This is a genomic window from Endozoicomonas sp. 8E, from assembly GCF_032883915.1.
Taxonomy (GTDB): domain Bacteria; phylum Pseudomonadota; class Gammaproteobacteria; order Pseudomonadales; family Endozoicomonadaceae; genus Endozoicomonas_A.
Window position 1 is genome coordinate 3,025,742 of record NZ_CP120717.1, and the last position, 22,720, is coordinate 3,048,461.

The following is a 22,720-nucleotide window of genomic DNA, read 5'->3' on the forward strand; positions in this document are numbered from 1 at the left end:
GCTTCTCGGGATCGAAGAGAACGCTTGATAAGCGTCTTTTGACGGCTGTTCCGGGGTCCCTGGGAGGCGTCTTCTAGTGCGGGTATGCATCAGCGCGGAATAGCGCTAGCGACAGAGTGAAAATCGGGGTTGACACTCAGGTTGACAGATTGGGCTTCAGCCCAGTAATAGCGGGGCTTTCCGGTGTCAACCAGCCAGTGATTTTGTCAACCAAACTGTCAGCCTTTGCGGCCAGGGTTGTCAACCTGGTTGACAGATCTGAAGTACCACTAAAACTTGAGTTCAATGGCCAGTAGAATGGAGCAATAGCGGCCGTCAGCCAGCCGCCTTGCAATTCAGGAGCGGGTGCTCATGCAGTCTCACCCTGAAAGAGCGCTTCCAGTCCGGCGGTGATCCGGTAAATGCGATCCTTGCCTTCAGGCTTCTCCGATTCAATGGTCAGTCCCAGTCGTTTTTTTAAGGCTCCGGCCAGAGTGCCGCGAACGGTGTGCTGTTGCCATCCGGTCTCGCGCATGATTTCGTGGATCTCCGCGCCCTCGGGTCGGCTCAGTAGCTCAATTACCTTGTGGAGTTTGGTACCGGTGCGGATCTCGCCTTTCTGGGCAGGTTGGTCATCTATCGGGAGGCCGATGGCTGTCTTGCCCTGGGGGCTGATGTCGTAGGTGTCAGCCTTTTTCATGGGGATCAGAAAGCCTTTGCTGGTCAGACTGTCCAGCACTTTCTTTCGGGCACCTCCTTTCAGGGTGAGCTTTGTAGCGTCAAGGGTTCCTGTCTCAGCGGCTTGCTTGAGAACAGTCTCTTGGGTAGCAGTGAGTTTTGTCGTTTTCATGGTGCTTCTCCTTTTGGGGTTATTGTTTTTGGCCTTGTTTCAGGCCCAATTGATAAGCCTGTTCCAAAGCCTTTTTGACTTGCCAGACGGCGACTTCCTCGAAGTCTTCCGAGGTGTTTCGGGTTTTGAGGGTGTCTATTAGCAGGGTCTTTTGGGCGATGGTTTCCAGGGCTTGCTCAGTCTTCTTATTCATGGCCTGTTTCCTTTTTGATGCTTGTTTGCGTTATGTACAGTAAGGCTCCATAACCGGTGGTTATCAAGGAAAAAACTATTAATAATCAATGGGTTGTCGAAAAAGGAGGGCGCATCCGGCCAAGGCGGGACAGGGGAGGTTATACAGATCGCTATGACACTCATCTCGCAATCGGAATTCGCCAAACGTCAAGGCTGGAGCCGCCAATATGTGACCAAATTGGTCAAGTCCGGCAAGATTCGTCTGCACAAGGGCAAGGTCAATCCGGATGAGGCCCTGAAGGCGATCCAGGCCCAGGCTGAGCCCTCGACTGTGCTTAGGAAACCTGTTTCCCGAGATACCCTGCCAGTGGCCCCCACTGATTCAAGACAGGCAGTGGATTTCGTTACGGCTCGGACCATGCGGGAAGCTTTCAGGGCCAAGATGGCGAAGATGGAGTACGAGGAAAAGGCTGGAAAGCTCACCGAAGCCAGCAAAGTTCGAGAAGATGCTTACCGGGCGGGAAGAATGCTGAGGGATGCTTTGTTAGGCATCCCGGACCGACAGGCGGATGTCCTGGCGGCAGAAACCGATCCTCGCAAAGTACGACAGCTGTTGATGGATGAACTGGAAGCAATCCTTTCTGAACTGAGTGGCCCATGACTTCACCTTATCTGGATGGTTTTTTTGCAGGTCTGAAACCTGACACACGACTGACGGTTTCAGAGTGGGCCGATGAATACCGCATTCTGCCCATGAAAGCGGCCAAAGAAGCCGGTCGCTGGCGAACCGCCCGGACACCTTACCTCAAAGAAATTATGGATTGTCTGTCACCCTCTTCGAATGTGGAACGTGTCGTTTTTATGAAAGGTGCACAGGTCGGTGGCACCGAATGTGGCAATAATTGGCTGGGCTATGTGATCCATCATACGCCCGGTCCCATGATGTATGTGCTGCCGACGTTGGATATGGCCAAGAGAACCTCCAAGCAGCGCATAGCGCCGATGATTGAAGAGATGCCGATTTTGCGGGAGCGGGTGAAAGACCCTCGTTCCCGGGATTCTGGCAATACTCAGATGGTGAAGGAATTCCCTAACGGTGTATTGATCATCACCGGAGCCAACTCCGCCACAGGGTTGCGCTCCATGCCTGCCCGTTTTCTTTTTCTGGATGAAATAGATGCTTATGAAGATGATGTTGATGGGGAAGGCAGCCCTATCAATCTGGCCATTAAACGGACGGCGACGTTTTCCCGTAATCGAAAAATCCTGATGGTATCTACACCCAATATTGCCGGGGCCAGCAAAGTTGAATCGGCTTATCAGGCCAGTGATCAGCGACAATACCATGTGCCTTGTTTGAATTGTGGGCACAGACAGCCCATCGAGTGGCAGCAGATAAAGTTTGAAAACCAGAACCCGGAGACGGCTTGTTTTGAATGCATCCAGTGTCAACATCGGATGCAGGAACATGACAAACCCAGATTACTGGAGAATGGGCAGTGGGAGCCTCAGAATCCAGAGAGTGACGGCAAAATCCGGGGCTACCATCTGAATTCACTGTACAGCCCTAATGGCTGGTACAGCTGGAAAGATGCCGTGGAAGATTTTCTGGCAGCCAAAGATGATCCGGTTCTCTTGAAAGACTGGACCAATACCGTGTTGGGCCAGACCTGGCAGGAAGCCGGAGAAACCGTCGATTACGAATTACTTTACCAGCGTCGTGAACACTATGTTGCTGAAGTACCTTGGTCAGTAGAAGTGCTGACCTGCGGAATCGATGTTCAGGATGATCGGGTCGAGTATGAAGTAGTGGGCTGGGGTGCCGGTGAAGAGAGCTGGTCCATTGATTACATCCGGCTTTATGGTGATCTGAGTCGCCCGGAAATCTGGAAGATTCTGGCGGATAAACTGAGAGCGACTTATCGGCGGCAGGATGGAGTATTGATGAACCTCGCCCAGATTTGTATGGATTCCGGTGGTCACTTTACCGATGAGGTTTATGCTTTTTCCCGTAAGCAGGGGGCCGACTGGCTGATTCCAATCAAGGGGGCTTCCCAGTCTGGTAAACCCATCGCTACCTTCCCGAAAACTCGCAACAAGAAAGGTGTCTACCTGACTCTGGTGGGTACAGACACGGCCAAAGAACTGATCTATCAGCGATACCGAATTCTGGAGCCTGGTGCAGGTTACTGCCACTGGCCGGTGAAGGACAGCTTTGATGAAGACTACTTCAAACAGGCTTCGGCAGAAGAAAAGGTGCGCAAATACAAACACGGGGTCGCTTACTTTGAATGGGATGCCCGCAAGAAGCGGAATGAAGCTTTGGACTGTCGGGTTTATGCCCTGACTGCGGTGCGTATTCTGCAGCAACACCGTGGATTGAATCTGGAGCAACTGGCCGCTCAACGTCCAGAGCCGGAAGTTATGGTTGATGACTCTGAACCCGACGCTTTCACTCAAGCCCGATCCCGACGATTCTCTCGCAGCTCTTATCTGAATGGGTAGCCAATGATTACGGATGCTGAATATAAAGCCCTGAAGCGTGCGGTATTACTAAGAGAAACCCGCACAGTGGAATTTGAAGGTCGCAAGGTGGAGTATGCCAGCTTCTCAGAAATGGAAAGGCGACTGCAGGCCATTGAGCGGGAATTGATCAAGCAACAGAAGCGACCCCGGCAATATGGGGTCTATTCGTCAAAGGGTATTTAATTTCCCAAGCCGAAAAGGATACAAAACCAAATGACGGTGGCAAAAAGAGCTATGAAGGCTGCACAAGCAAAAGCCAGTATGGGGTCTGTTAACCATAATGTGGATTCGGCCCACAAAAAGTAGCAGGTTCCTAAAAATACAATGAGAGCTGGTAGCCACATAAACCATAGGCGAAGTGAAAGGCAGAACCTTTGCCTCCACGTCAGCGGTTCATCATGGAAGGAATGTTGTTCAGCGTGATCAAAGAAATAATCGCCCAGCTCAGGGATATCAGAGGTGTCAATGTCTTCATCTGACATTGCTTCCAAGCGTTTCCAGTCGGTGTCTGTTTTCTTTTTCATAGTGATTTTTACATTAGCACAGCTTTCGGGAATGACTGAATGGGCTTGAAACAACGTATTGCAGGCTGGCTACTGCCCGAACTGAAAAATCTGGCTTATACCTCGGCAGGTCAGGGGCGAAGAAGCCAGAGTTGGATTGCGCCTTCTACCGGACCCAATAATTCACTGACCGGAAATCTTGGAACCCTGATCAACCGCTCTCGGGCTGCGATTCGTAATGATCCCTGGGCCGCTTCCGGGCTGGAAAAGCTGGTCGCCAATATTGTCGGCACCGGCATCAAGCCCAAGTCAGAAGCCCGTGATGATGGGTTTCGTAAAGAGTTACAGGCCTTGTTTCTGGACTGGACCGATGAGTCCGATGCCGATGGCCAGCTCGATTTTTATGGCCAGCAGGCTCTGGCCATGCGTTCGGTTTTGGAGGCCGGAGAGTGCTTTGTTCGCTTCCGTCCCCGCAAACCCGGCGATGGTTTGAGTGTGCCGCTGCAGCTGCAATTGCTGGAAGCGGAGTTTGTCCCCTGGGATTACAACGATGATCTGAAAAAGGGCCACAAGATCCGGGCCGGTATCGAATTTAATGCCATCGGGCAGCGGGTGGCTTACTGGATGCACAAGCAGCATCCCTCGGATTACACCACACTGGATACTGCCGACTTGCGACGGGTCTCTGCCGATCAGGTGTTGCATCTTTATGAACCGCTCCGGCCAGGTCAGCTGCGTGGGCAACCTTTGTTGAGCCAGGTACTGCTTCGAATGTATCACCTGGACAAATTCGATGATGCCACGCTGCTTCGGCAGGAAATCGCCAACCTGTTCACCGGCTTTATCACCAAACCGGCTCCGGAAACGGAAAAGGTCGATCCTTTAACCGGTCGGCCCATTGTCTATGACCTGCAAGGTGTACCTATGGTAGCAATGGAGCCGGGCACTATGCAGGAGCTATCACCGGGTGAAGAAATAACGTTTAACACACCACCGGGAGCGGCCAGTAACTACCCGGACTTTATCCGCCAACAGCTGATGGCGGTGTCGGCGGGTATTGGTCTGCCTTATGAGATTCTGTCCGGCGATATGAAAGGCGTCAGTGACCGGGCTTTACGGGTGGTGCTTAATGAGTTCCGCCGTCGTATTCAACAGATCCAGCATAATTTGATGGTATTCCAACTTTGTCGCCCGGTCTGGAAACGATGGCTGGAACTGGCCGTACTCAGTGGGGCGATTTCAGCCCCGAACTTTCATCGAAACCCAACGCACTATCGCAAGGTGAAATGGATTCCCCAGGGCTGGGCTTATATTCATCCAGTCCAGGATGTGCAGTCCCAGAATCTGGCAGTCCGTAGTGGTTTCAAATCTCGTTCAGAAGTGGTCTCTGAACAAGGCTACGACAGCGAACAAATTGACGATGAGATCGCAGCAGATAACCAGCGAGCCGACGAGCTGGAGCTGCAATACGACAGTGATGCCAGAACTCAGGAAATAAACAACACCATCATGGAAGAGGAACCCGATAACGATGAACAAAAAGCCGCTCAATAAGAACCGGGCCTGGTTCACGTTGAAAAATCAGTCAGGCCAACCAGCGGAGCTGCTGATTTATGATGTGATTGGCGATTGGGCAGGCTTATCTGCCCGGCAACTGGTCAGCAGCCTGAAAGATCTGGACACGGATGACATTACCGTTCGGATCAACAGCCCCGGTGGCTCAGTGTTTGACGGAGTCGCCATTTACAACGCCCTGCGTTACCACAAGGCTAACATCCATGTTCGGATTGAAGGGCTGGCAGCCAGTATCGCCAGTGTCATTGCTATGGCAGGCGACACCATACATATGGCTGAAAATGCCTTGCTAATGATTCACAATCCTTTCGGCTGGGTCGGAGGTGATGCTGGAGAGTTGCGCAAAATGGCGGATATGTTGGACAAAACCACCGAGGTGATTGCCCAGACTTACTGCAATCGCTGTGAATTAGATCTGAAAGCCATGCTGAAACTAATGGACGAGGAGACCTGGTTCACCGCCACTGAAGCCCAAGGCCATGGCCTGATTGATGAAGTGGAAGCACCGGTGAAAATGGCAGCTCATTTCGACCTTTCAAGCTTTATGCATCCACCTCAGCCCGCAAACTCTGAATCTGAAAATGGGGATAAAGGCGCTCATGCCCTGGCAGTAATGACCTTGTGTAATCAGGCCGGTTACCCGGAAATGGCTGAAACTTTTGTCCGCCAGCAGCAGGGTATCGAAGACGTCAAAGCTCGTCTGGCTGAATGTGAAACAATCAAATCCCTGTGTGCAGCAGCGCACTGTGAAGATCGGGCCGGACAGTATATTCAGTCTGGCAAGACGGAAGCTCAGGTACGCACTGAACTGTTTGATCTGCTCTTGCAGGATGACGACAGCATTAATAACCAGCTGACACCCGATCAGCAAGATAAAAGAATCCAGCCACTGGTGGATACCCAAGCTGTTTACCGCAAGCGTAACGGTCAATCGGTGGCCTGAGATCACTCACCCTTTCATAACTTTCCCTTTCTCACTCAAAGGAACTGAACCATGCCTGTGATGACAGAGCCGATGCATACTGGCGAATTTATCGTGTCCGAAGGAAACAACAGTATCAGCCGGGAGCTGATCGAACTGGCTCCGGATCTGGCGCTACTGCCCGGCACCATTCTTGGCAAGAATACCTCCACAGGTGTTTATGGTCCTATTGATCCGGCTGCTGACACAGGCTTGCAAATGGCCGCTGGAGTGCTTTGGGATCATGTCATTACCGATGCCACAGGCGGCGAGGGCGTCATCATTGCCCGACTGGCAGAAGTGGATCAGGAGTTACTGGTCTGGCCGGAAGGCATCACTGACGAAGAAAAAACGACGGCGGTTGAGGAGCTGTCGTCACTGGATATCATTCTCAGGACAGGAGAGCAGGGATGAACTTGCTGGATATTTTTAACAACGATGCCTTCAGTCTTACCAGCCTGACTGCCACCCTGAACGATATGCCCTATAAGCCAGGGCGTATCGGTGAACTGGGGCTGTTTTCTGAAAGTGGCATTAACACCACCACGGCGATTGTAGAGTCACGGAATGGTGAGCTGATCCTGCTGCCTACTTCTGAGCGCGGTGCTCCGGCTGCCCAGGCTCGCGGAGGCAAGCGGAAGGTACGCAGTTTTGTGATCCCTCATATCCCCTATGACTCCACCATCATTGCTGATGAGGTGCGCAATGTACGAGCCTTTGGCTCCGAGAGCGCCCTGGAAGGGGTGAAAACGGTGGTTAATGATCGACTGTCGTCCATGAATGCCAATCATGAAGTGACCCTGGAGCACTTGCGACTGGGAGCCATCAAGGGACAGATTCTCGATGCCGATGGCTCCAGTGTAATCTACGACCTGTTTCAGGAATTCGGTGTCACCCAGCAAAACCATACCTTTAAATTCAGTGCGGCTGAAACGGATATCCGGTTAGAGTGTGTGGCTCTTCGCAGGAAGGTAGACACGGCTCTGGGCGCTCAGCCTTACACTGGATTAAGAGCCTTCTGTGGTGCTGATTTTTATGATGCTCTGGTCGGACACGATTACGTCAAAGATGCTTACCATCGCTATCAGGACAGCGTTTTACTGCGCAATGATCCCAAGACCGGATTCCGGTTCGGTGATATCGATTGGGAAGAGTATCGTGGACAGGTAGGCGATATTCCTTTCATTAAACCGGATGAAGCTTACGTGATCCCGGAAGGCACCGGCATCTTCCGCACCTGGTTTGCCCCAGCGGACTTTATCGAAACCGTGAATACCATTGGTCTGCCACGGTACGCGAAACAGAAAATTCTCGACTTCGATAAAGGCGTGCAGGTCCACACTCAGTCCAACCCACTGCCCATCTGTCTTAAGCCAAGAGCCGTGATCAAATGCAAGATGAGCTAAGTGATCTGAATCGGCAGGTACTGGCTACCTTTGGGGAGGTTGTCACATTGAAAAAGTCAGATGACAGTAGGCTGGAAGTGACGGGCATTTTGACTCGGGAGCTGATGCCTACCGGTCCTTATGAACAGGTGTTGCAAGAGGTCACTACATTGGCATTGCCCAATGATGTAAAGGTGAGTCGAGGTGATGAGGTGATCTCTGCAGCACAACAATGGACCATTGACCGGAAACTGAAAGGCGATGGTCAAATGAACTGGTGGTCACTCCATGAAGCTGGAGCTTGAGCTGGATGACAGCATTGACGAGTTGATCCATTACTTCAAGAACACTCCGGAAACTCTCCAGCTCGCCATTCGAAGATCATTGAGGAAGTTAACCCGTTTTGCTGAACGACGAACCCTGAGAGCATTAGCTCGAGAGCAAGGCATTACTCAAAAGAAGCTAAAAGAGCTGGGCCGGGTCAAGGTCAATCTCCTGCAACCGGGTGAGCGAGGGAGTGAAGGCTATAGTCTGGTGATCTGGATTGGTGCCTGGGATATACCGGCCCATTATCTGGGCAAACCCAGACAGACCAAACAAGGTGTCAGAACTGGCAAGCATTTCTGGGGAGGGGCTTTTTTAATGCAGCCGGTCAATGCTACACACTCGATGGTCTTCAGGCGAAAAGCCAACTGGCGGCATAAATACCAGCGCTCCAAAAAATCCGGGCGCATGATGTGGATGGGCTTGCCCCTGGAAAAGAAGACTTTGCCGATCCTGAACAGTGCCATTCAGGTGCTGGAAAAGCTTCAGCCCATTTTACTGGAGCGGTTTGCCACCCTGATGCAGCAAGAACTGAATTTCATCGTCAACGGAGCCGGTCATGCTTAACCCAGAACAACAACTGGTTAGCCTTTTGGTAGGTGTTCTGGAGACAGTGTGTAATCAGGTATTGTTGGGCTATGCTGCCACCGGCATTGAACAGGGTCTGAAGCCGCCAGCCGTACTGGTGCAACTGGAATCAATCAGTGAGTTACAACAACAGGGCAGCCGTCGTAAAGATCAATGGCTGTTTAATCTCAGCGCTGTGGTGCCGACCAATGACCGGGCAACTTATGCCTTGCTGGAGCTCTCCAGAACGATTCGCCAAGCCCTGAGCAATGATAAAGCCCTGTCAGAACATTGCCGCAAGCTGACCTTCTCTGAAACCCAGTTTGATATTGCTCCCAGTCAGGGACAATTGTCCTTTGCAGATATCACCCTAACCCTCGAAACCGTCTTTTAAATCCTCTTCAAGGAAGGAGAATTCTATGTCCACCATCGACCGCAGTTTTATTGGTGCAGGCAGTATCCATATTCAGCCTTACGACAAATCCGCACCACTGCTGCCCATTGGCAATGTCAGTGAGTTTAACTTCAGCTTTGAAGAAGATCGTAAAGAGCTGAAAAACTATCTGGGCGGTGGTGGCAATCGCAATGTTATCAGCCGAGTGTCGGGCATTACCGCCAACCTGGTAGCCCATGATTTCACTGCCAGTAATATCTCCCTGGCACTTCGAGGCAGTGTTACTGAGGCTGCGATCACCCCGGTGACTGATGAAGCGCAAGAAACCTATGGTGTGGCAGGTGAATTGATTCCTTTCGGGCATTTACCTGATTTGGATCAGACCATTACGGTAAAAGACAGTCTGGATACCGTATTGGTAGAAGGTGATGACTACCAACTGATGAAATCTGGCATTCAGGTCATTGAAGGCGGGGGAGTTGACAACCTGGGCATCAAGGTTAGTTACACACCGCTCAAGGCCAATATGGTACAAGCGCTGGTTGAGTCCGGGCGTGAGTTTACCCTGTTTATGGAAGGGTTGAATGATGCCCAAGAAGGATTGCCCTTCAATATCCGGGTGCATCGGGTGAAGTTCTCTCCGGTGCAGAATCTGGGCTTTATCTCGGATGACTTTGCCAGCATTCCCTTGCAAGTCGATGTGCTGGCGGATACGGCGATTTCAGGGAATGGGCTGAGTGCGTTTATGCAGTTGGACCTGGCAGGGTAGTCGCTGATATTTATAGGTGTTCTGATTTGAGGTAGTAAAAGTGGGCGGCAGACTGAGCTACTTCTGCCAAATCATATTTTCAAGGGTTTCCATATACTCAGTAGACCTTGCTTGTAGCTCGTTAAGCTCCTTCCTGAAAGCGGTGTGGTCATAATTATCTGACTCTATTTGGGGGTGCCATTTTGTGGTGAATGGTCTTATGTGTTTGGTCAGAAATTGGTTTGATGATTTTTGAAACTGTATACAGGATTTTCCATAAGAATGACAAATATCTCTTAGCCTTTGAAATAATGAATAAATACTTTTTAGTGCAGAGAGGTTACAACCTAAATTGGGGTCTAATTCTATAGTTGTTACTCTGCTTGAAAGCTCTACATAAAAATCAAAAGCAGCATTTTTTTCATCTTCTTCATGTTTGTTAGATTTTTTGTCGAAATGGTTGTCAAAGAAGTATAGAAATAAACTGATTTTGTCCGGATCTTTTTGTTTACTTAATTTTGAAAGTTTATTTCTGTTTAAATAAGATTTAAGTGATTCTTCATTTTCTTTATTATGGGGATAATAAAAACAATGAGTGAAAAAAACTTTTTGCAGTACTCCTGATTTTTTTAATTTCTCTTCCAGTTCATTGCATAGTTCTACAACGATAGGGTTTTCTCTATTGCTCATAGGATTGCTCATAGCTTTAGTGAAAGCATGAATTTTAGATCATAGAATGGATGTACACTATTTCCCCTGAGAATGGAATTATTCCCCTGAAAATGCAGTTTTTTCCCCTGACAAAGAGGCAAGTCATATTCATACTTACCAGCGCGTTATATCCAATATGGTGTAATTATCATGGCTAAGAAAATTGATCCTCAAGATAATCAGGCTAATCAGAAAAATCCAAATAAAGGGACTGATGGTACAAATCGTCAGTACGATAAAGTTCAGGGAAATAGAGGGAAAGAGTTAAATCCAAACCAAAAACCAACCAGTGGTGAATGAAAATGTCAAAGGTCCAACCTAAACGTACTCCGGCTTCTAACCCCGTGGTACCCAACTTGCCTAGTAAAAACCCCGGCATGCCTTCAGGGAGAAGACGTGGGAATTATCCTCCGAATGGAAGATAGGTTTTCATAATCAGGGCAGCTTAGCTGCCCTCCTTTAGGTTAGCTCGAAAGCCATTGAGACAATGTAGATTGATCCCAATCATAGATTTTTTCTTCCATGATGTACTTGGGCATACCTGCAGTACAGCAATTTCTATGTCTCAGTAGTAGTAAATATTTATTATTACCATGTATATTTAAAAAAGTATCTATTTCCCATTCTACCCATTCACTGCTATGAGTATTTTCTCCAATGATAACAAGTAATCTGTTACTTCTTTCTAATAGTTGATGAATTTTGTTTCTTACTTCACTAGCGGCTTTATGATACGGTGATTTTGTGATTATATGGCCATATTCGTTCTTTATTGGTCCAGGTAAGGACTCGTCAATAAAATTTATCTTGTTATTTGAATTTTTAGCAATAGATTGAATATCTCGTACATATTGCACGTCCTCAGATTTGTAACTGATGAAAAGATGTAACAAGGTTATTACTCCCAGAAGGTTAAATTTAACTAATCAGGAGTAAGCATATCAGGCATTTAATACTTCATATGATTTTTTTTATTTGACTCATGGAGGGAGCCATGTCATCGATAAAGGAATCCGCCCTTCGGCTGGTCCTCAAAGCTAAAGATACCCTTTCGAAAACCGTCCTCCAGTCAGCAACCTCCCTTGAGTCCCTCCGCAAAGAAACCCAAACACTCAAACAAAAACTGTCTGATTTGCAGAAGCAAGATCGTCTTCTGTCGTCTTTCCAAAAACAGACAGCAGCCGTTCGAGATGCAGGCAAATCATACTGGGAAGCGGAAGTCAGGGTTGAGAAACTGGCCAAGGAGTTTCAGCAGACTGAGAAGCCTTCCCGGTCTCTCCAGCGCTCTTTGGAATCGGCTCGTAAATCCGTGGTGTCGGCCAGTCGGGCTTATCAGAATCAGCGCCAGAAGCTGGCCGGGTTGCGCAGCAGTTTGGAGCAGGCGGGTCTTTCCAATCGCAATCTGTCTGCCCAGCAACAGCGTCTGCAAAAGGAACTGAAAGAAACCGCATCAGCTTTGCAGAAAGTGGATGCCAAAGCTAAGACATCCTCCCGTACCTTCAAACGTTCCGGCCTCAGGCAATTATCCCGAGATGGAGATCGCGCATCAGGCAGTATGGGGCGTTTGTCTAAACGATTGGGAACTCTGCTGGCTGCCAGTGTCGGCTTGTATACCGTCAAACGGGCTATCCAGGGATTGCTGGGAACAGGTGATCAGTTTGAACGCTTGAGGGTGCAGTTCAATGCCGTGATGGGTTCGGTGGCTGAAGGTGAACGAGCCATTCAGTGGATCAAGCAGTTTACCCGTGAGACGCCTTATCAACTGGAGCAGGTGGCGGAGGCATTTGTACGACTGAAGGCGTTCGGTCTTGATCCTATGGACGGCAGTATGCAGGCTATTGTGGATCAGGCTTCCAAACTGGGCGGTGGCATGGAGCGCCTGAATGGGATTTCTTTGGCGGTTGGGCAGGCTTGGGCCAAGCAGAAGTTGCAGGGCGAAGAGATCCTGCAACTGGTCGAGCGGGGTGTTCCGGTTTGGGAGTTACTGGAAAAAGCCACCGGTAAAAATGTTCAGGAACTGCAGAAGCTTTCTACAGCGGGCAAACTGGGTCGGGATACCATTGCCCTGCTGATTGAGGAAATTGGCAAGAGCTCTGCCGGAGCTGCCGCTGAGAATATGTCTCTGCTGTCCGGTTATGTCAGCAACCTGAAAGACAGCTGGCAGAACTTTCTGGATGAAGTGGCCCAGAGTGGCGCACTGTCTTATGCCAAGGATCAGCTCAAAAGCCTTTCCGACCAGATCAGTATTATGTCTGAAGATGGTCGTTTGTCTCGACTGGCTCAGTCCATCAGTGATGCGTTTGTGCAGATGGGGGAGGCGATCAAGGCTAACTTCACTGGGCTGACGTTTGAAGGAGTGGTAGCCAGCATTCAGTCCGCCAGCCAGCGTATCGCTTCCACATTGGCCAGTCTCAACAATACCTTCACTGTGACGGGTAATGCTGTCCAGCTGTTGTTTAATGGTTTTACTCTGACTGTTAAGTCTTTTGGTCTGGTGTTCAGCGAAGTTATCTCATCCGTTTCCCGAGGGATGGGCAGTCTGTTGAATGCATTAGGTGCGACAGAGTCGGCCCAAAAACTTCAGTCCTTCGGTGAGTCGCTGAAAGCGGTGTCGGCGGGTTTCAGGGAAGCGGTGAAAGAAGATGTGCAGGACATTAACAACAGCTGGCAGTCACTGGGTGAAGTGATTATTCAATCCAGCCAAAGTACCCAGCAAGCTATCCGTAATGAAAGCCAGAAAACGACAGCGTCCGTCGAACAAGATGTCGTCAAGCTTAATTCGGTCTATGTCCAATCAGCCCAGACTGCCAAGAAAGCCTTCACCGGTGTCGCCGATGCCCTGAAGCAGATCAATGCTGCTGAAACCCGCACAGAGCTGTCTGATCTGGCCGTGAAACTGTCTCAAGCATTTGCTGACGGCACCCTAACCCAGGAGCAATACAACGAAGCATTAGCAGCCAGCAGAGAGAAACTGGCCGAGCTGGAAGACGGTGCCCACTCAGCTGCAGATGCAGCCCGGTCATTGGGCGATGCCGTGGATGAGGCCGGAAATAAACAAACACAGGGAGCAGAACGTGCATCCGGCACACTCAACGGTTTGGTGGGTTTTTACAACAATATCACCTCCGAACTCTATGGTCTCAGCGCCCAGGCAGAAGACACTTTCCTCTCCATGCAAGGCGCTACCCAGATCGATACCACAGACACTCTGGGTGAGCTGGGACAGCTAAAAGCGACACTGGCTGAAACCAAAGAGGAACTCCAAGCTCTGGCCACTGCCAATGTCGGACTGGATACCACCGGCATCGGACACTGGATGAAGGATACAGCGACCAATGCTGCTTCAGTAAGAGCTGAATTCTATGAGCAGAAAATCGCTCTGGAAGCGTTGGTACAGAGCTATGAAAACGGCTCTGTCTCTGCCCAACAGATGGCCAGCGATGGTCAGAATCTGGCTGACAGTCTGAACCTGCTCGACCAGCAAGACCTGGATCGTTTGAATCAATCCATCGAGCAAGCCAACGACAGTATGCAACGGCTGTCAGACAGCACCCAAGGCACACTGGACAGCCTCCAGGATGAACTGGACCGACTCCAGGGTAGGCACGGCGATATCGAACAACGCCGCCATGAAGCCCGAAAGAAAGACCTCGAGCTGGAGCTGGCCATCGCCAAACAAGACGGGGACTCTCAGGCGGAGAGCAACCTGCAAAAGGCGCTCTCGCTCAATCAATCGATCCGGGCTGAGAAGCAGCGCCAGTATCAGCTTCAGCAACAAGAGAAAGTACAAAAACAAAGGGAGCAGCAAGCTCAACAGGAAAAATCACGTATTCAAACCCAACGGCAACCCACCCAAAGTAGATCACCAGAGAAAGTCATTCGTCTGGAATACCCGGGAGGTCAGGTGGATGTTGGCGTTAAGCCGGGTGATGAAAGACGACTGCTGGAAGCTCTGAAAAATGCCGGAATGAGGTCTGCCTGATGACACTGGATACCATCACACTGCCCGACGATTTGTTGTGGATTAATGAGTTCGACTGGAACCCTGTGGAGCAGAGCCAGGATCGCAGCCTGACCGGAGGCTTGCTGATCCAGGAGCAGAGCAAAAGCTATGGCCGATCTATCGAGCTGAATGGTGGCGAAGACGCCGCCTGGGTTTCTCGCTCCGTAGTGGTCAACCTGCTGGCCCTGAGCCAGATCGCCAACAAAGTCATGACTCTGACCTTGCCGGACCTGAGACAGTACTCAGTGATCTTTGATCGGAGCTCGGGTGCGCCCGTCGAAGCCCGACAGGTTCTGCCCTATGCCTATCCGGGTGACAACTACCAATACAGCCTGATTGTCCGACTGCTGACCGTGGAATAAGCAAGAAACTATTAAAAGGAGCAAGGGATGGCCATCAACAACGATGATGTAAAACTCTTTGAAAGCCAGCGTCTCAGTGACGAGGAGGACGGCGGTGGCCGGGCCACTGGCACTGTGGTGATCGACGGGAATGTGAATAACCTCTTTCAGGACATCTCCCGGATTGACCGCACCATTGGTGATGTCGCCCTGCGTAAAGCCTACATTGGCATCAGCACCGACAACAATGACGCTTATCTCGGCGGCCATATCATCCTCACCGATGCACCGGATGACGACAATGTCAGTGTGCTGCTGTTCAACACCGACAGCCAGAACGATGAGCGCAATGCCGCCCGGGATCGGATCGAAGCCTATGTGGTGCCGGGCACATCAGCCAGCTTTGAACTGCTGGGTGATCAGCTGGTGGGTCAGCGCAGCATTGTCGGCATTCAGCGAGAAGAAAAAGCCCTGCCGGAGATTGGGGAAGTTTATCGGCTGTACAACAGCGATAGCAAAAAGGAGCAGTACGTCCGCATCACCAAAGTGGAACACCGCATCGAAACCTTCACCTATGCCTACAGCGCAGGCAGCTATGTCGACTTTGAACGTCGGCGGCTGGATATGGAAATCAGTACGGCCCTGATTGATCGCTTTGCCGGTGGCACTGCGACACCTGCAGGGACCGTCATGCCAGTGGACGGGCAAGGAGCCAGTGAAGCGAAGACCTCAGTGCAGTCGACACAGATTGCAGACACCTCTCGCTACTACGGCATCCAGCCAACCAAAGCAGCCATTAACCAGGGCGATCTGACCCTGAAGGTCAACAGCGTTTATTCACCTCTGGTGCCCAGCGCCAGGGTTGAAAGTCCGGTGGTCGATCAGTACGGGGGCTACACCGCCAAACGGATGGTGGCCACCTCTGCCGCACAACGCAATGTCAGCCTCTCTTTTGTGCATCTTTCTGGCAACCAGAGCCGGGCTTTTCTGCAGACGGGAGCACTGCCAGGAACCGTGACTCTGTCGTTAGAAGGCGGCACCTTTGAAGACGACAAAACCGGCCAGCTGGTACACAAAAGCGGGTCCAATAACTACAGTAACCTGACCATTGACTATGAAAGTGGTGAGCTGAACGTCTGGCGAAACAGCAGTTACTATACCAGTACGGCTACTGCCCTATACCAGCCTGCCACTGGCATCACCGGAGCCGCCATCAGTGGCACCCTGGACATCACCGCCCAGAACCGGGGCTTTAACTACACCTTCAACTTTGCCGAGGCCAAGCCCAAGCCTGGCACCTTGGTGATGAGCTATATCTCTCTGGGCAAGTGGCAAGACCTGAGCGATCCGGGCAATGGTCTGCTGGATGGATCAGGCTCAGGCACTATGGACTTCAGCACTGGCAGCGTGGCGGTGACTCTCGATGGTTTGCCCGATCCTGACAGCAAGCTGGTATTCAGTTATATCACCCAGGCGGATGATGAAATCACCCTGCGAACCGGCTCGGTGGCGGTGGATAAGTTTTCGTTTCGGCACACCACTGCTTCGCCAGGTATCAAGCCAGGCAGTGTCGTCATCACCTATCTGGCCAGTGAGCAAACCAAGACCCTGACTGATCAGGGCAACGGCCTGTTGACGGGCGATGGATCAGGCAGTGTCTACTATGCCTCGGGTGAGCTGGGCTTTGTGTTGAATGCCTTGCCAGACCAGGGCACCGAGATCGAGATTCAGTACGAAGAAGGCGAAGTGGCAGGCGGTATTGTCGATGTGACAGTGGATGGTTCCGGTTTAATAACCGGCACCATTGCCGGTGCACCTCTCTTGCCAGGCTCCGTTCAGGTTCAGTTTTCGGTGGATCGACAAAGTAATGTGCCACAGCATGCCAGCAGTCGCAGCAGTGACTACACCACTTACCAGACCACGTCTCAGCGATTTAAAAGTTACACTGACGATGGTAGCGGTAACTGGCGTGATGTTGCCGGTACGATTGATTACCAGACCGGTGACTTCACTCTTCAGGCGACAGAGAACTACAGCTACCCAGAATACACACTCAGAAAAGAGGTCTACAAATACCGACTGAGTTACACCAATACCACCAAGACCGAAGTCTTCACAGGCAACACAGTGACCAGCAAGGCGCAAAGCAACAGCCTTAGCCACCAGGCGAATACCGATACCCTGAGTGCGCCAGAGCTGACTATCGACCTGCTGCCACTGATTGAAGATCCACTGCTGCCCGGCAGTGTCATTCTGGAATGGAACGGAGAGCTCTACTTTGACCGTGACGGTGTGCTATACAAAAACGTCAGCAGTCAGACTAATGCCGGATCATCGGTAGGCACCCTGGATTACACCGGAGGCGTGGCGACACTGGCCGTCTATCCCTCGGGTACCGTTAACACGGCAACAGTGCAGGCAGCTGCTACCATCTCCGGTGGTTTTAAAGTCGATGCGGTCGCCTTTAGAACACCAGGCGCACCCATCCGGACCGGAAGCCTTCAGCTCACCGCAGTGCGTGTGGATAATGCCGAGATCATCACCGCCACAGCAGACTTTAACGGCGATATCAACACGTCAGAGGTCCAGGGCTCCATGGATGCCACTACTGGCTGGTGTGAGCTGACCTTCACCGATGGTACCGATCCTATCTATGTCATTCCACAGAGTGTGCGCTACAACTGCATCGTCGAAACCAGCCTGCCACTGGATGCCGAGCTGATCGGTCTGGACCCGGTACGTCTGCCACCCGATGGCCAGGTGCCGATTTATCGTCCGGGGGATATTGTCGTTATCAGTCATAGCCAAAACACCGATGCAGGCACACCCACAGCGGGCCAACTGGTCACCCTGAACCGTGATCATCAGGCAGAGATCACCGTAGAGGACAGCCAGGGCCAGGCCCTCGATCCAGCCCAATACACGACGGATCGTGAAGCAGGTAACGTTACCTTTGCCGATCCACTGCTGCTTCAGGATGCAGAGAGCAACAGTCTGACAGCGCCGTTTACCATCAAAGACCGTGTCGAGCATATGAGCGTGGCCAGCGACGTGCAGATCAATGGCGAGATTACCATCATTGCTCCGGTACCCTGGGGCTTACCAGCCAATGAAACACAAGTCAGCAGTGCCGTGGTTTATGGTGACCTGCAGGCCAGGGTTCACAACTTCTTCAGTCAGAAAGTCTGGGATGGTGGCGATCCTAACTGGACCGATGAGCGCATCGGTGATAACACCACTGCCCAGTACAACACCATTAACTATCCATTGGTGGTGACCAACAAGGGAGCCATCTTCGGCAAGTGGGCGATTATTTTCACGTCCGGCTCCGCCTTCCAGATTGTGGAAGAGAAGCTCGGGATTATTGATACGGCCACTACTGCCGCTGATGCAGCACCCATTAATCCGGAAACCGGTACACCCTACTTCACCATCAAATCTGAGGGTTGGGGAACCGGATGGGCTGTGGGCAATGTTATTCGTTTTGATACAGACGGTTGTCTGGCTCCGGTGTGGATTTGTCGAACTGTGCTGGCTGGACAGGGCACAGAAACCAGTGACCAGTTTACATTGCAGATTCGGGGGGATGCTGACTGATGGCAGGGATATGGTTCGCTAAAGAGAACACTCTGGGTCGGCTGGAAGGCCCTATTACGGATAAGAATACAGGTATTTATTTTGGCTCAAACAAGAGGCTTTATTTCTACGCTTTGATTTATATAGACAGCAGCAATGCTGACAAGAACATCCCGTTGTTGACCACCTTGTCTGATTCCAACAATAGCCCGTCCCGCTATAAGACCCGAATCTATTGTGAGAATGGCCAGATCAAAGTGTACGGCACCCGAGACAGTACATTAGTGCTGAGAGGATACTGCGATAACGTCATCCCAATGGACGAACTGGTTGAAATAGTGGTTCAGGGAGATTCAGGAGGTGGTAGTAATGCAGTTAATATTTACTATAACGGTGTCGCCCAAAGCGTATCCTCCAAATTCGGGAGGTACAGCATTTTTGACCGATATACCCAGGTCATTCTGGGCGGAGATACGACAGCGACCGGGAATGCAAAGGGAGTGCTGATATCAAAATTGGTCATCACTGATGACTGGGATAGTCCACCTGTCGCACCACCACTAATCCCTAATAGTACGGGGGTAGTTTGGACTTCTGACTTTGAAGATGTCAATGCACCACTGAAGATTAAGGGCCAGTCAAACAGTCAGGAATACGAACTAGTCTGGACTAACATCGACGCCACCAACGTCGTTTGGACCGACACCAACGCTCCACCTTCTTCAGGCAGCGCCGGTGGCATCATCATCCCAGGCAATGGTAACACGACCCGCATCCAGGGCACCGTCATGGAAGACGATCTGCCAGTAGCTCGTCAGGTCTTTGCCATCACCCAGGCACAACTGGCAGTCGATGGCAGCCAGGAAACAAAACATGCCGTTTTGAACAGTGTGCTCAGCGACAGCATCAGTGGCAGTTACTCTCTGGATACCAGCCCTTACGAAGGAGCCGTGATTGTGGTGGCCATGGATGACTATGGCGAAGTCTGGCTGGCCAACAGCACCTATGCAGTGGGCAATGTAATCCGTCCGGCCAGCTTCCGGGGCTACGTTTATATCTGCACTGTGGCTGGTACAGGTGACAGCACTGAACCCACCTGGTGGTTTGATGACAGTGTTCAGGCAGTAGGCACCGCCCAATTCAAAGCCAAGCCCTACACTCGCCCCCTGGCCCATGGCCCGGTGACACCCGAGATCGTACCGGAGAGTTAAGTGGCCTACTTTCCTGAGAAGACACAAGACTTCAAATTTACCCGGGAGGCTTATCAACCCGCCTCCCTTTTTAAGTTCTATCCACAGCCTACCTATGCCTTTATTCCACCGCCCACTGTCGTCAGTGCCTGCCAGAGCCAGTGGCAGACAGGAAACGCCTATCAGGTATCTGCCAGAGGACCGTTCCAGCACTCAATGACGATTCAGGCCAGTGTTCAGCAAAGTAGTCATCAAGGCAACGTTCTGGAAGCTCCACAGCTCGGACTGTTCTGGGGCAAGGTGCCTGAATTGGAGGAAGAAGTCAGAATTGGTCACCAGCAAGCCAGTGATCTCCAGAGTCAGCAACAGGCTCTCTGGCAGCAACCGCCTGCCAAAGAACTCAGCATCGATGAGTCCAGGGACCAGAGTATCCAGCCAAGAGAGCAGCAAAGTTCTGAACAGTGGCAGCAAGGCAGACAGATAGATCGGCAGAACACAGAGCGTTTTGATCGCAGTGACGAGTATGGCGCAGTCCATCAAATCACCGCCAGTGGCTACCAGGTACCAGCACCTGCATTGCTGAACTTTACCTTTGCGGCCAAACGTTACTCACCATTAACCACCCCAGACGTGTATTTCAATCTGGGCGAGAGTGCTCCCAATAGGGCCATTCAACCAAGAGACTCTCTGCAGCAGTCAGCCTTCAGCAGTAACCGCACTCAGGATGAACCCCTCATCATCCCGTGGGGACCCGGCAGAAAAGCCAAAGATGACACAGTCGACAGTGACTATGGCGGTGAGATCGATGTCATCGAAAAGCCACAACCCGAAGAACCAGAGATCAGGGAGACCTATCTGCTTATGAACACCATCAGTGTGGTGACGCTGCCCGACAGGACACCGATCGAGATGAGCAACATGGATATCAGCCTCGACATCGACAGCTTCAGCTGGGCACTCAGTGGGGAACTTTGGGGAGCCAGCAGTCTGGCATTAGTGGAACCCGATCAGGACGGCCCCAAACAGATCGAGGTCAACATCAATGGCTGGAAGTGGATCTTTATTGTGGAGCGATACACCGGCTCAAGAGCGTTCGGTCAAGAAAAATACTCGATATACGGAACCAGTCGTACACAGCTGCTGGCAGCACCCTACGCACCCCAGCGCAGCAAGTCCAACAGCAGCAACCTCAATGCAAAACAGGCGATCACTGAAGAGCTGGACAACACCGGCTTTTCTGCACTCTATCCGGAACTGGATGATTACAGCACACCCGACTGGATCATCCCTGGCGGCAGCTTCAGCTACCAGAGCGAAACCGCCATGACCGTCATCGCTCGACTGGCCAGCACTGCAGGTGCCGTGATCATTCCTTCCAGGGATGCTGACCAGCTGAACATCAAACCCCGTTATCCGGCCAGTCCCTGGAGCTGGAATACTGCCACCATGGACAAGATCGTGCCGGCCAGCATGGTGATCAACCTCAGTGCCAGCTGGAGGCCAGAGCCGGAATACAATGCCGTCTATGTGTCAGGCACCCATGCGGGCGTAGCGGTCAATGTAAAACGGCAGGGCACTGCAGGAGATAAACCAGCGCCGGATATTCTGGAAGACTGGCTGACGGAAACACAGGTGAATACTGAGCGAGGCAGAAACGAACTGGCCAAAGGTGGCCATCAAAGTATCACCACATTGGAGATGCCTCTGACGGACGCGAATATGGCTCCCGGGTTGATTGAGCCAGGTCAGTTAGTTGAGATGCAGGATGTGCCAGGTAACTGGCGAGCTTTATGCCTGTCCACCAGCATTAGTACCAGACAGGGTAAAGTCAGTCAGAGCATCGAACTAGAACGTCATTACTGAGTGGAGAAAAACATGGCCACCACTAACATCTGGCAGCAGTTCAAGGCGCTTATCCCGGAAGGAAGCAAGGTTATAGCTACTATCACCTTACTCAATGGCAATGGAACGAGTCAGGCCCGGCTTAGGGATGGTTCAATAGTGACGGTGAAAGGAGATTCTGTGGGAGTAGGGCAGAAGGCTTTTATTCAGGGGGGAGAGGTAAAGGGCTCTGCGCCGGATTTGGCGCAGTATGAAGCGTCCGTTTAACTGCGAATACCTCTGCAAGCAGGAAATCTGCTGCAACCCCAGAATTGCTTACCTTTGTTGCTTCCCTGTCTCGCAGTGCGCTTTACCATGGCAGAACCACATTTGGGACAAAGCTTTTCATCCTTGGGTTGATTGGACAGGGCATCATCATTTTTGAGAGGGGCTTCCCGGACGCTATTTACCAGACGGACCAGCCTTTGACCATCTATCAATTCAAGCCCGGTGTCTTGTGCAAATTTTTGCGCTTCCTTGGTGAAAGCGCCTGCAGTCACCAGCACTCCGCCAGTGGCCCCTTGCGCCTTGACCAAACCGAACATTTCCCGAACAACGGATACGCCAACCTTTCTGCGTTTCCAGTTTTTGCATTGAACCAGCAGTGTTTTCCCTTCTTGCCGGAGTATCAGGTCAACCCCACCGTCTGCTCCACCGAGTCCAGTTTCCTCAACTGAGTAGCCCTTTCTTCTGTAGGCTTCCCCAATGTACTGTTCGAACTGCTGCCAAGTAAGGTTCTGAATGCTCGTCAGGCTGGTTTGGTTGTTGAAGAGTTCTCCTCGCTGCCAGGAGTGGAAAGCTGAAGCGAGGGCCGCCAGGCAAAATAAAAGACTGAAAACCCAGGCCATCGATGGCAACGCTATAGCGATACCTTTAAAGATGGGATTTTCGGTTTCAATGGACGGAACAACAACCTTGAGGAGAAAGTAGGAAAGTATTGCCAGTATCAGGTTGAACCACCAGGGAAGTGTGCTGAGGTCATCCAGAAGAGATTGCTTGCGGGCCATTGTTGCTCATACCTTATTATTGTGT

General features: G+C 51.3%; 24 protein-coding genes. 18 read left to right on the forward strand and 6 right to left on the reverse strand.

All coding sequences use genetic code 11. From position 1 onward, the window contains the following. Nucleotides 1–349: 349 nt before the first annotated feature. On the reverse strand, nucleotides 350–829 hold the full coding sequence (locus P6910_RS09535) for a DUF3489 domain-containing protein (protein ID WP_317146034.1): 480 nt from the start codon (nucleotides 827–829) through the stop codon (nucleotides 350–352). Nucleotides 830–848: 19 nt separating this feature from the next. Further along, a complete protein-coding gene (locus tag P6910_RS09540; RefSeq protein ID WP_317146035.1) occupies nucleotides 849–1,022 on the reverse strand; it encodes a DUF6900 domain-containing protein in 174 nt (57 codons plus the stop codon). A gap of 153 nt (nucleotides 1,023–1,175) precedes the next feature. Between P6910_RS09540 and P6910_RS09545 the strand changes: the two genes are divergently transcribed. The 3 genes from P6910_RS09545 to P6910_RS09555 are packed head-to-tail and all read left to right on the forward strand — an operon-like array spanning nucleotide 1,176 to nucleotide 3,712. Further along, nucleotides 1,176–1,664: a hypothetical protein gene (locus P6910_RS09545; protein ID WP_317146036.1), complete on the forward strand. Its 489-nt coding sequence runs from the start codon at nucleotides 1,176–1,178 to the stop codon at nucleotides 1,662–1,664. Then, complete coding sequence (locus P6910_RS09550; protein WP_317146037.1) at nucleotides 1,661–3,508, forward strand: phage terminase large subunit family protein; 1,848 nt, start codon at nucleotides 1,661–1,663, stop codon at nucleotides 3,506–3,508. Before P6910_RS09545 ends, P6910_RS09550 begins: the two co-directional genes overlap by 4 nt. A gap of 3 nt (nucleotides 3,509–3,511) precedes the next feature. Continuing rightward, entirely contained in the window at nucleotides 3,512–3,712 is a 201-nt protein-coding gene (locus tag P6910_RS09555; protein WP_317146038.1) for a phage head-tail joining protein, read from the forward strand. Here P6910_RS09555 and P6910_RS09560 read toward each other — a convergent pair. Next, nucleotides 3,709–4,053 (reverse strand): hypothetical protein, encoded by a 345-nt coding sequence (locus P6910_RS09560; RefSeq protein ID WP_257287963.1) that lies wholly within the window; start codon nucleotides 4,051–4,053, stop codon nucleotides 3,709–3,711. The genes P6910_RS09555 and P6910_RS09560 overlap by 4 nt on opposite strands. 39 nt (nucleotides 4,054–4,092) lie before the next feature. Between P6910_RS09560 and P6910_RS09565 the strand changes: the two genes are divergently transcribed. The 8 genes from P6910_RS09565 to P6910_RS09600 are packed head-to-tail and all read left to right on the forward strand — an operon-like array spanning nucleotide 4,093 to nucleotide 10,007. Next, on the forward strand, nucleotides 4,093–5,586 hold the full coding sequence (locus tag P6910_RS09565) for a phage portal protein (protein ID WP_317146039.1): 1,494 nt from the start codon (nucleotides 4,093–4,095) through the stop codon (nucleotides 5,584–5,586). Further along, nucleotides 5,564–6,550 carry a head maturation protease, ClpP-related gene (locus tag P6910_RS09570; protein ID WP_317146040.1) on the forward strand — a complete coding sequence of 329 codons (987 nt, stop codon included), beginning with the start codon at nucleotides 5,564–5,566 and terminating at the stop codon, nucleotides 6,548–6,550. The genes P6910_RS09565 and P6910_RS09570 overlap by 23 nt, the downstream gene beginning before the upstream one ends. 51 nt (nucleotides 6,551–6,601) lie before the next feature. Then, nucleotides 6,602–6,982 carry a head decoration protein gene (locus P6910_RS09575; RefSeq protein ID WP_317146041.1) on the forward strand — a complete coding sequence of 127 codons (381 nt, stop codon included), beginning with the start codon at nucleotides 6,602–6,604 and terminating at the stop codon, nucleotides 6,980–6,982. Next, nucleotides 6,979–7,974: a major capsid protein gene (locus tag P6910_RS09580; RefSeq protein ID WP_317146042.1), complete on the forward strand. Its 996-nt coding sequence runs from the start codon at nucleotides 6,979–6,981 to the stop codon at nucleotides 7,972–7,974. Before P6910_RS09575 ends, P6910_RS09580 begins: the two co-directional genes overlap by 4 nt. Beyond that, on the forward strand, nucleotides 7,959–8,258 hold the full coding sequence (locus P6910_RS09585; protein ID WP_317146043.1) for a hypothetical protein: 300 nt from the start codon (nucleotides 7,959–7,961) through the stop codon (nucleotides 8,256–8,258). The genes P6910_RS09580 and P6910_RS09585 overlap by 16 nt, the downstream gene beginning before the upstream one ends. Then, entirely contained in the window at nucleotides 8,242–8,844 is a 603-nt protein-coding gene (locus tag P6910_RS09590; protein WP_317146044.1) for a hypothetical protein, read from the forward strand. The genes P6910_RS09585 and P6910_RS09590 overlap by 17 nt, the downstream gene beginning before the upstream one ends. Further along, complete coding sequence (locus P6910_RS09595) at nucleotides 8,837–9,238, forward strand: hypothetical protein (RefSeq protein ID WP_257287970.1); 402 nt, start codon at nucleotides 8,837–8,839, stop codon at nucleotides 9,236–9,238. Before P6910_RS09590 ends, P6910_RS09595 begins: the two co-directional genes overlap by 8 nt. 25 nt (nucleotides 9,239–9,263) lie before the next feature. Further along, on the forward strand, nucleotides 9,264–10,007 hold the full coding sequence (locus tag P6910_RS09600) for a hypothetical protein (RefSeq protein WP_317146045.1): 744 nt from the start codon (nucleotides 9,264–9,266) through the stop codon (nucleotides 10,005–10,007). A gap of 57 nt (nucleotides 10,008–10,064) precedes the next feature. Here the strand turns inward: P6910_RS09600 and P6910_RS09605 are convergent, their stop codons facing one another. Beyond that, nucleotides 10,065–10,676 carry a hypothetical protein gene (locus P6910_RS09605; protein ID WP_317146046.1) on the reverse strand — a complete coding sequence of 204 codons (612 nt, stop codon included), beginning with the start codon at nucleotides 10,674–10,676 and terminating at the stop codon, nucleotides 10,065–10,067. Between the two features lie 171 nt (nucleotides 10,677–10,847). Between P6910_RS09605 and P6910_RS09610 the strand changes: the two genes are divergently transcribed. Continuing rightward, nucleotides 10,848–10,997, forward strand: a complete 150-nt coding sequence (locus tag P6910_RS09610; RefSeq protein ID WP_317146047.1) for an alpha-amylase — start codon at nucleotides 10,848–10,850, stop codon at nucleotides 10,995–10,997. Nucleotides 10,998–11,161: 164 nt separating this feature from the next. Here P6910_RS09610 and P6910_RS09615 read toward each other — a convergent pair whose 3' ends face one another. Next, a complete protein-coding gene (locus tag P6910_RS09615) occupies nucleotides 11,162–11,590 on the reverse strand; it encodes a TIR domain-containing protein (RefSeq protein WP_317146048.1) in 429 nt (142 codons plus the stop codon). A gap of 101 nt (nucleotides 11,591–11,691) precedes the next feature. Between P6910_RS09615 and P6910_RS09620 the strand changes: the two genes are divergently transcribed. The 6 genes from P6910_RS09620 to P6910_RS09645 are packed head-to-tail and all read left to right on the forward strand — an operon-like array spanning nucleotide 11,692 to nucleotide 21,916. Beyond that, the gene (locus P6910_RS09620) at nucleotides 11,692–14,679 is read left to right on the forward strand and encodes a tape measure protein (RefSeq protein WP_317146049.1); all 2,988 of its coding nucleotides are present in this window, start codon (nucleotides 11,692–11,694) and stop codon (nucleotides 14,677–14,679) included. Next, nucleotides 14,679–15,062: a hypothetical protein gene (locus P6910_RS09625; RefSeq protein ID WP_317146050.1), complete on the forward strand. Its 384-nt coding sequence runs from the start codon at nucleotides 14,679–14,681 to the stop codon at nucleotides 15,060–15,062. The genes P6910_RS09620 and P6910_RS09625 overlap by 1 nt, the downstream gene beginning before the upstream one ends. Nucleotides 15,063–15,089: 27 nt before the next feature. Beyond that, entirely contained in the window at nucleotides 15,090–18,638 is a 3,549-nt protein-coding gene (locus P6910_RS09630) for a hypothetical protein (RefSeq protein ID WP_317146051.1), read from the forward strand. Continuing rightward, nucleotides 18,638–19,828, forward strand: coding sequence for a hypothetical protein (locus P6910_RS09635; protein ID WP_317146052.1), 1,191 nt, complete (start codon nucleotides 18,638–18,640; stop codon nucleotides 19,826–19,828). The genes P6910_RS09630 and P6910_RS09635 overlap by 1 nt, the downstream gene beginning before the upstream one ends. Then, nucleotides 19,829–21,670 carry a hypothetical protein gene (locus P6910_RS09640; protein ID WP_317146053.1) on the forward strand — a complete coding sequence of 614 codons (1,842 nt, stop codon included), beginning with the start codon at nucleotides 19,829–19,831 and terminating at the stop codon, nucleotides 21,668–21,670. 12 nt (nucleotides 21,671–21,682) lie between these two features. Continuing rightward, a complete protein-coding gene (locus P6910_RS09645) occupies nucleotides 21,683–21,916 on the forward strand; it encodes a hypothetical protein (protein WP_317146054.1) in 234 nt (77 codons plus the stop codon). Here P6910_RS09645 and P6910_RS09650 read toward each other — a convergent pair. Continuing rightward, nucleotides 21,913–22,695: a restriction endonuclease gene (locus P6910_RS09650; protein WP_317146055.1), complete on the reverse strand. Its 783-nt coding sequence runs from the start codon at nucleotides 22,693–22,695 to the stop codon at nucleotides 21,913–21,915. The two genes, P6910_RS09645 and P6910_RS09650, sit on opposite strands and share 4 nt — an antisense overlap. Nucleotides 22,696–22,720: the final 25 nt, after the last annotated feature.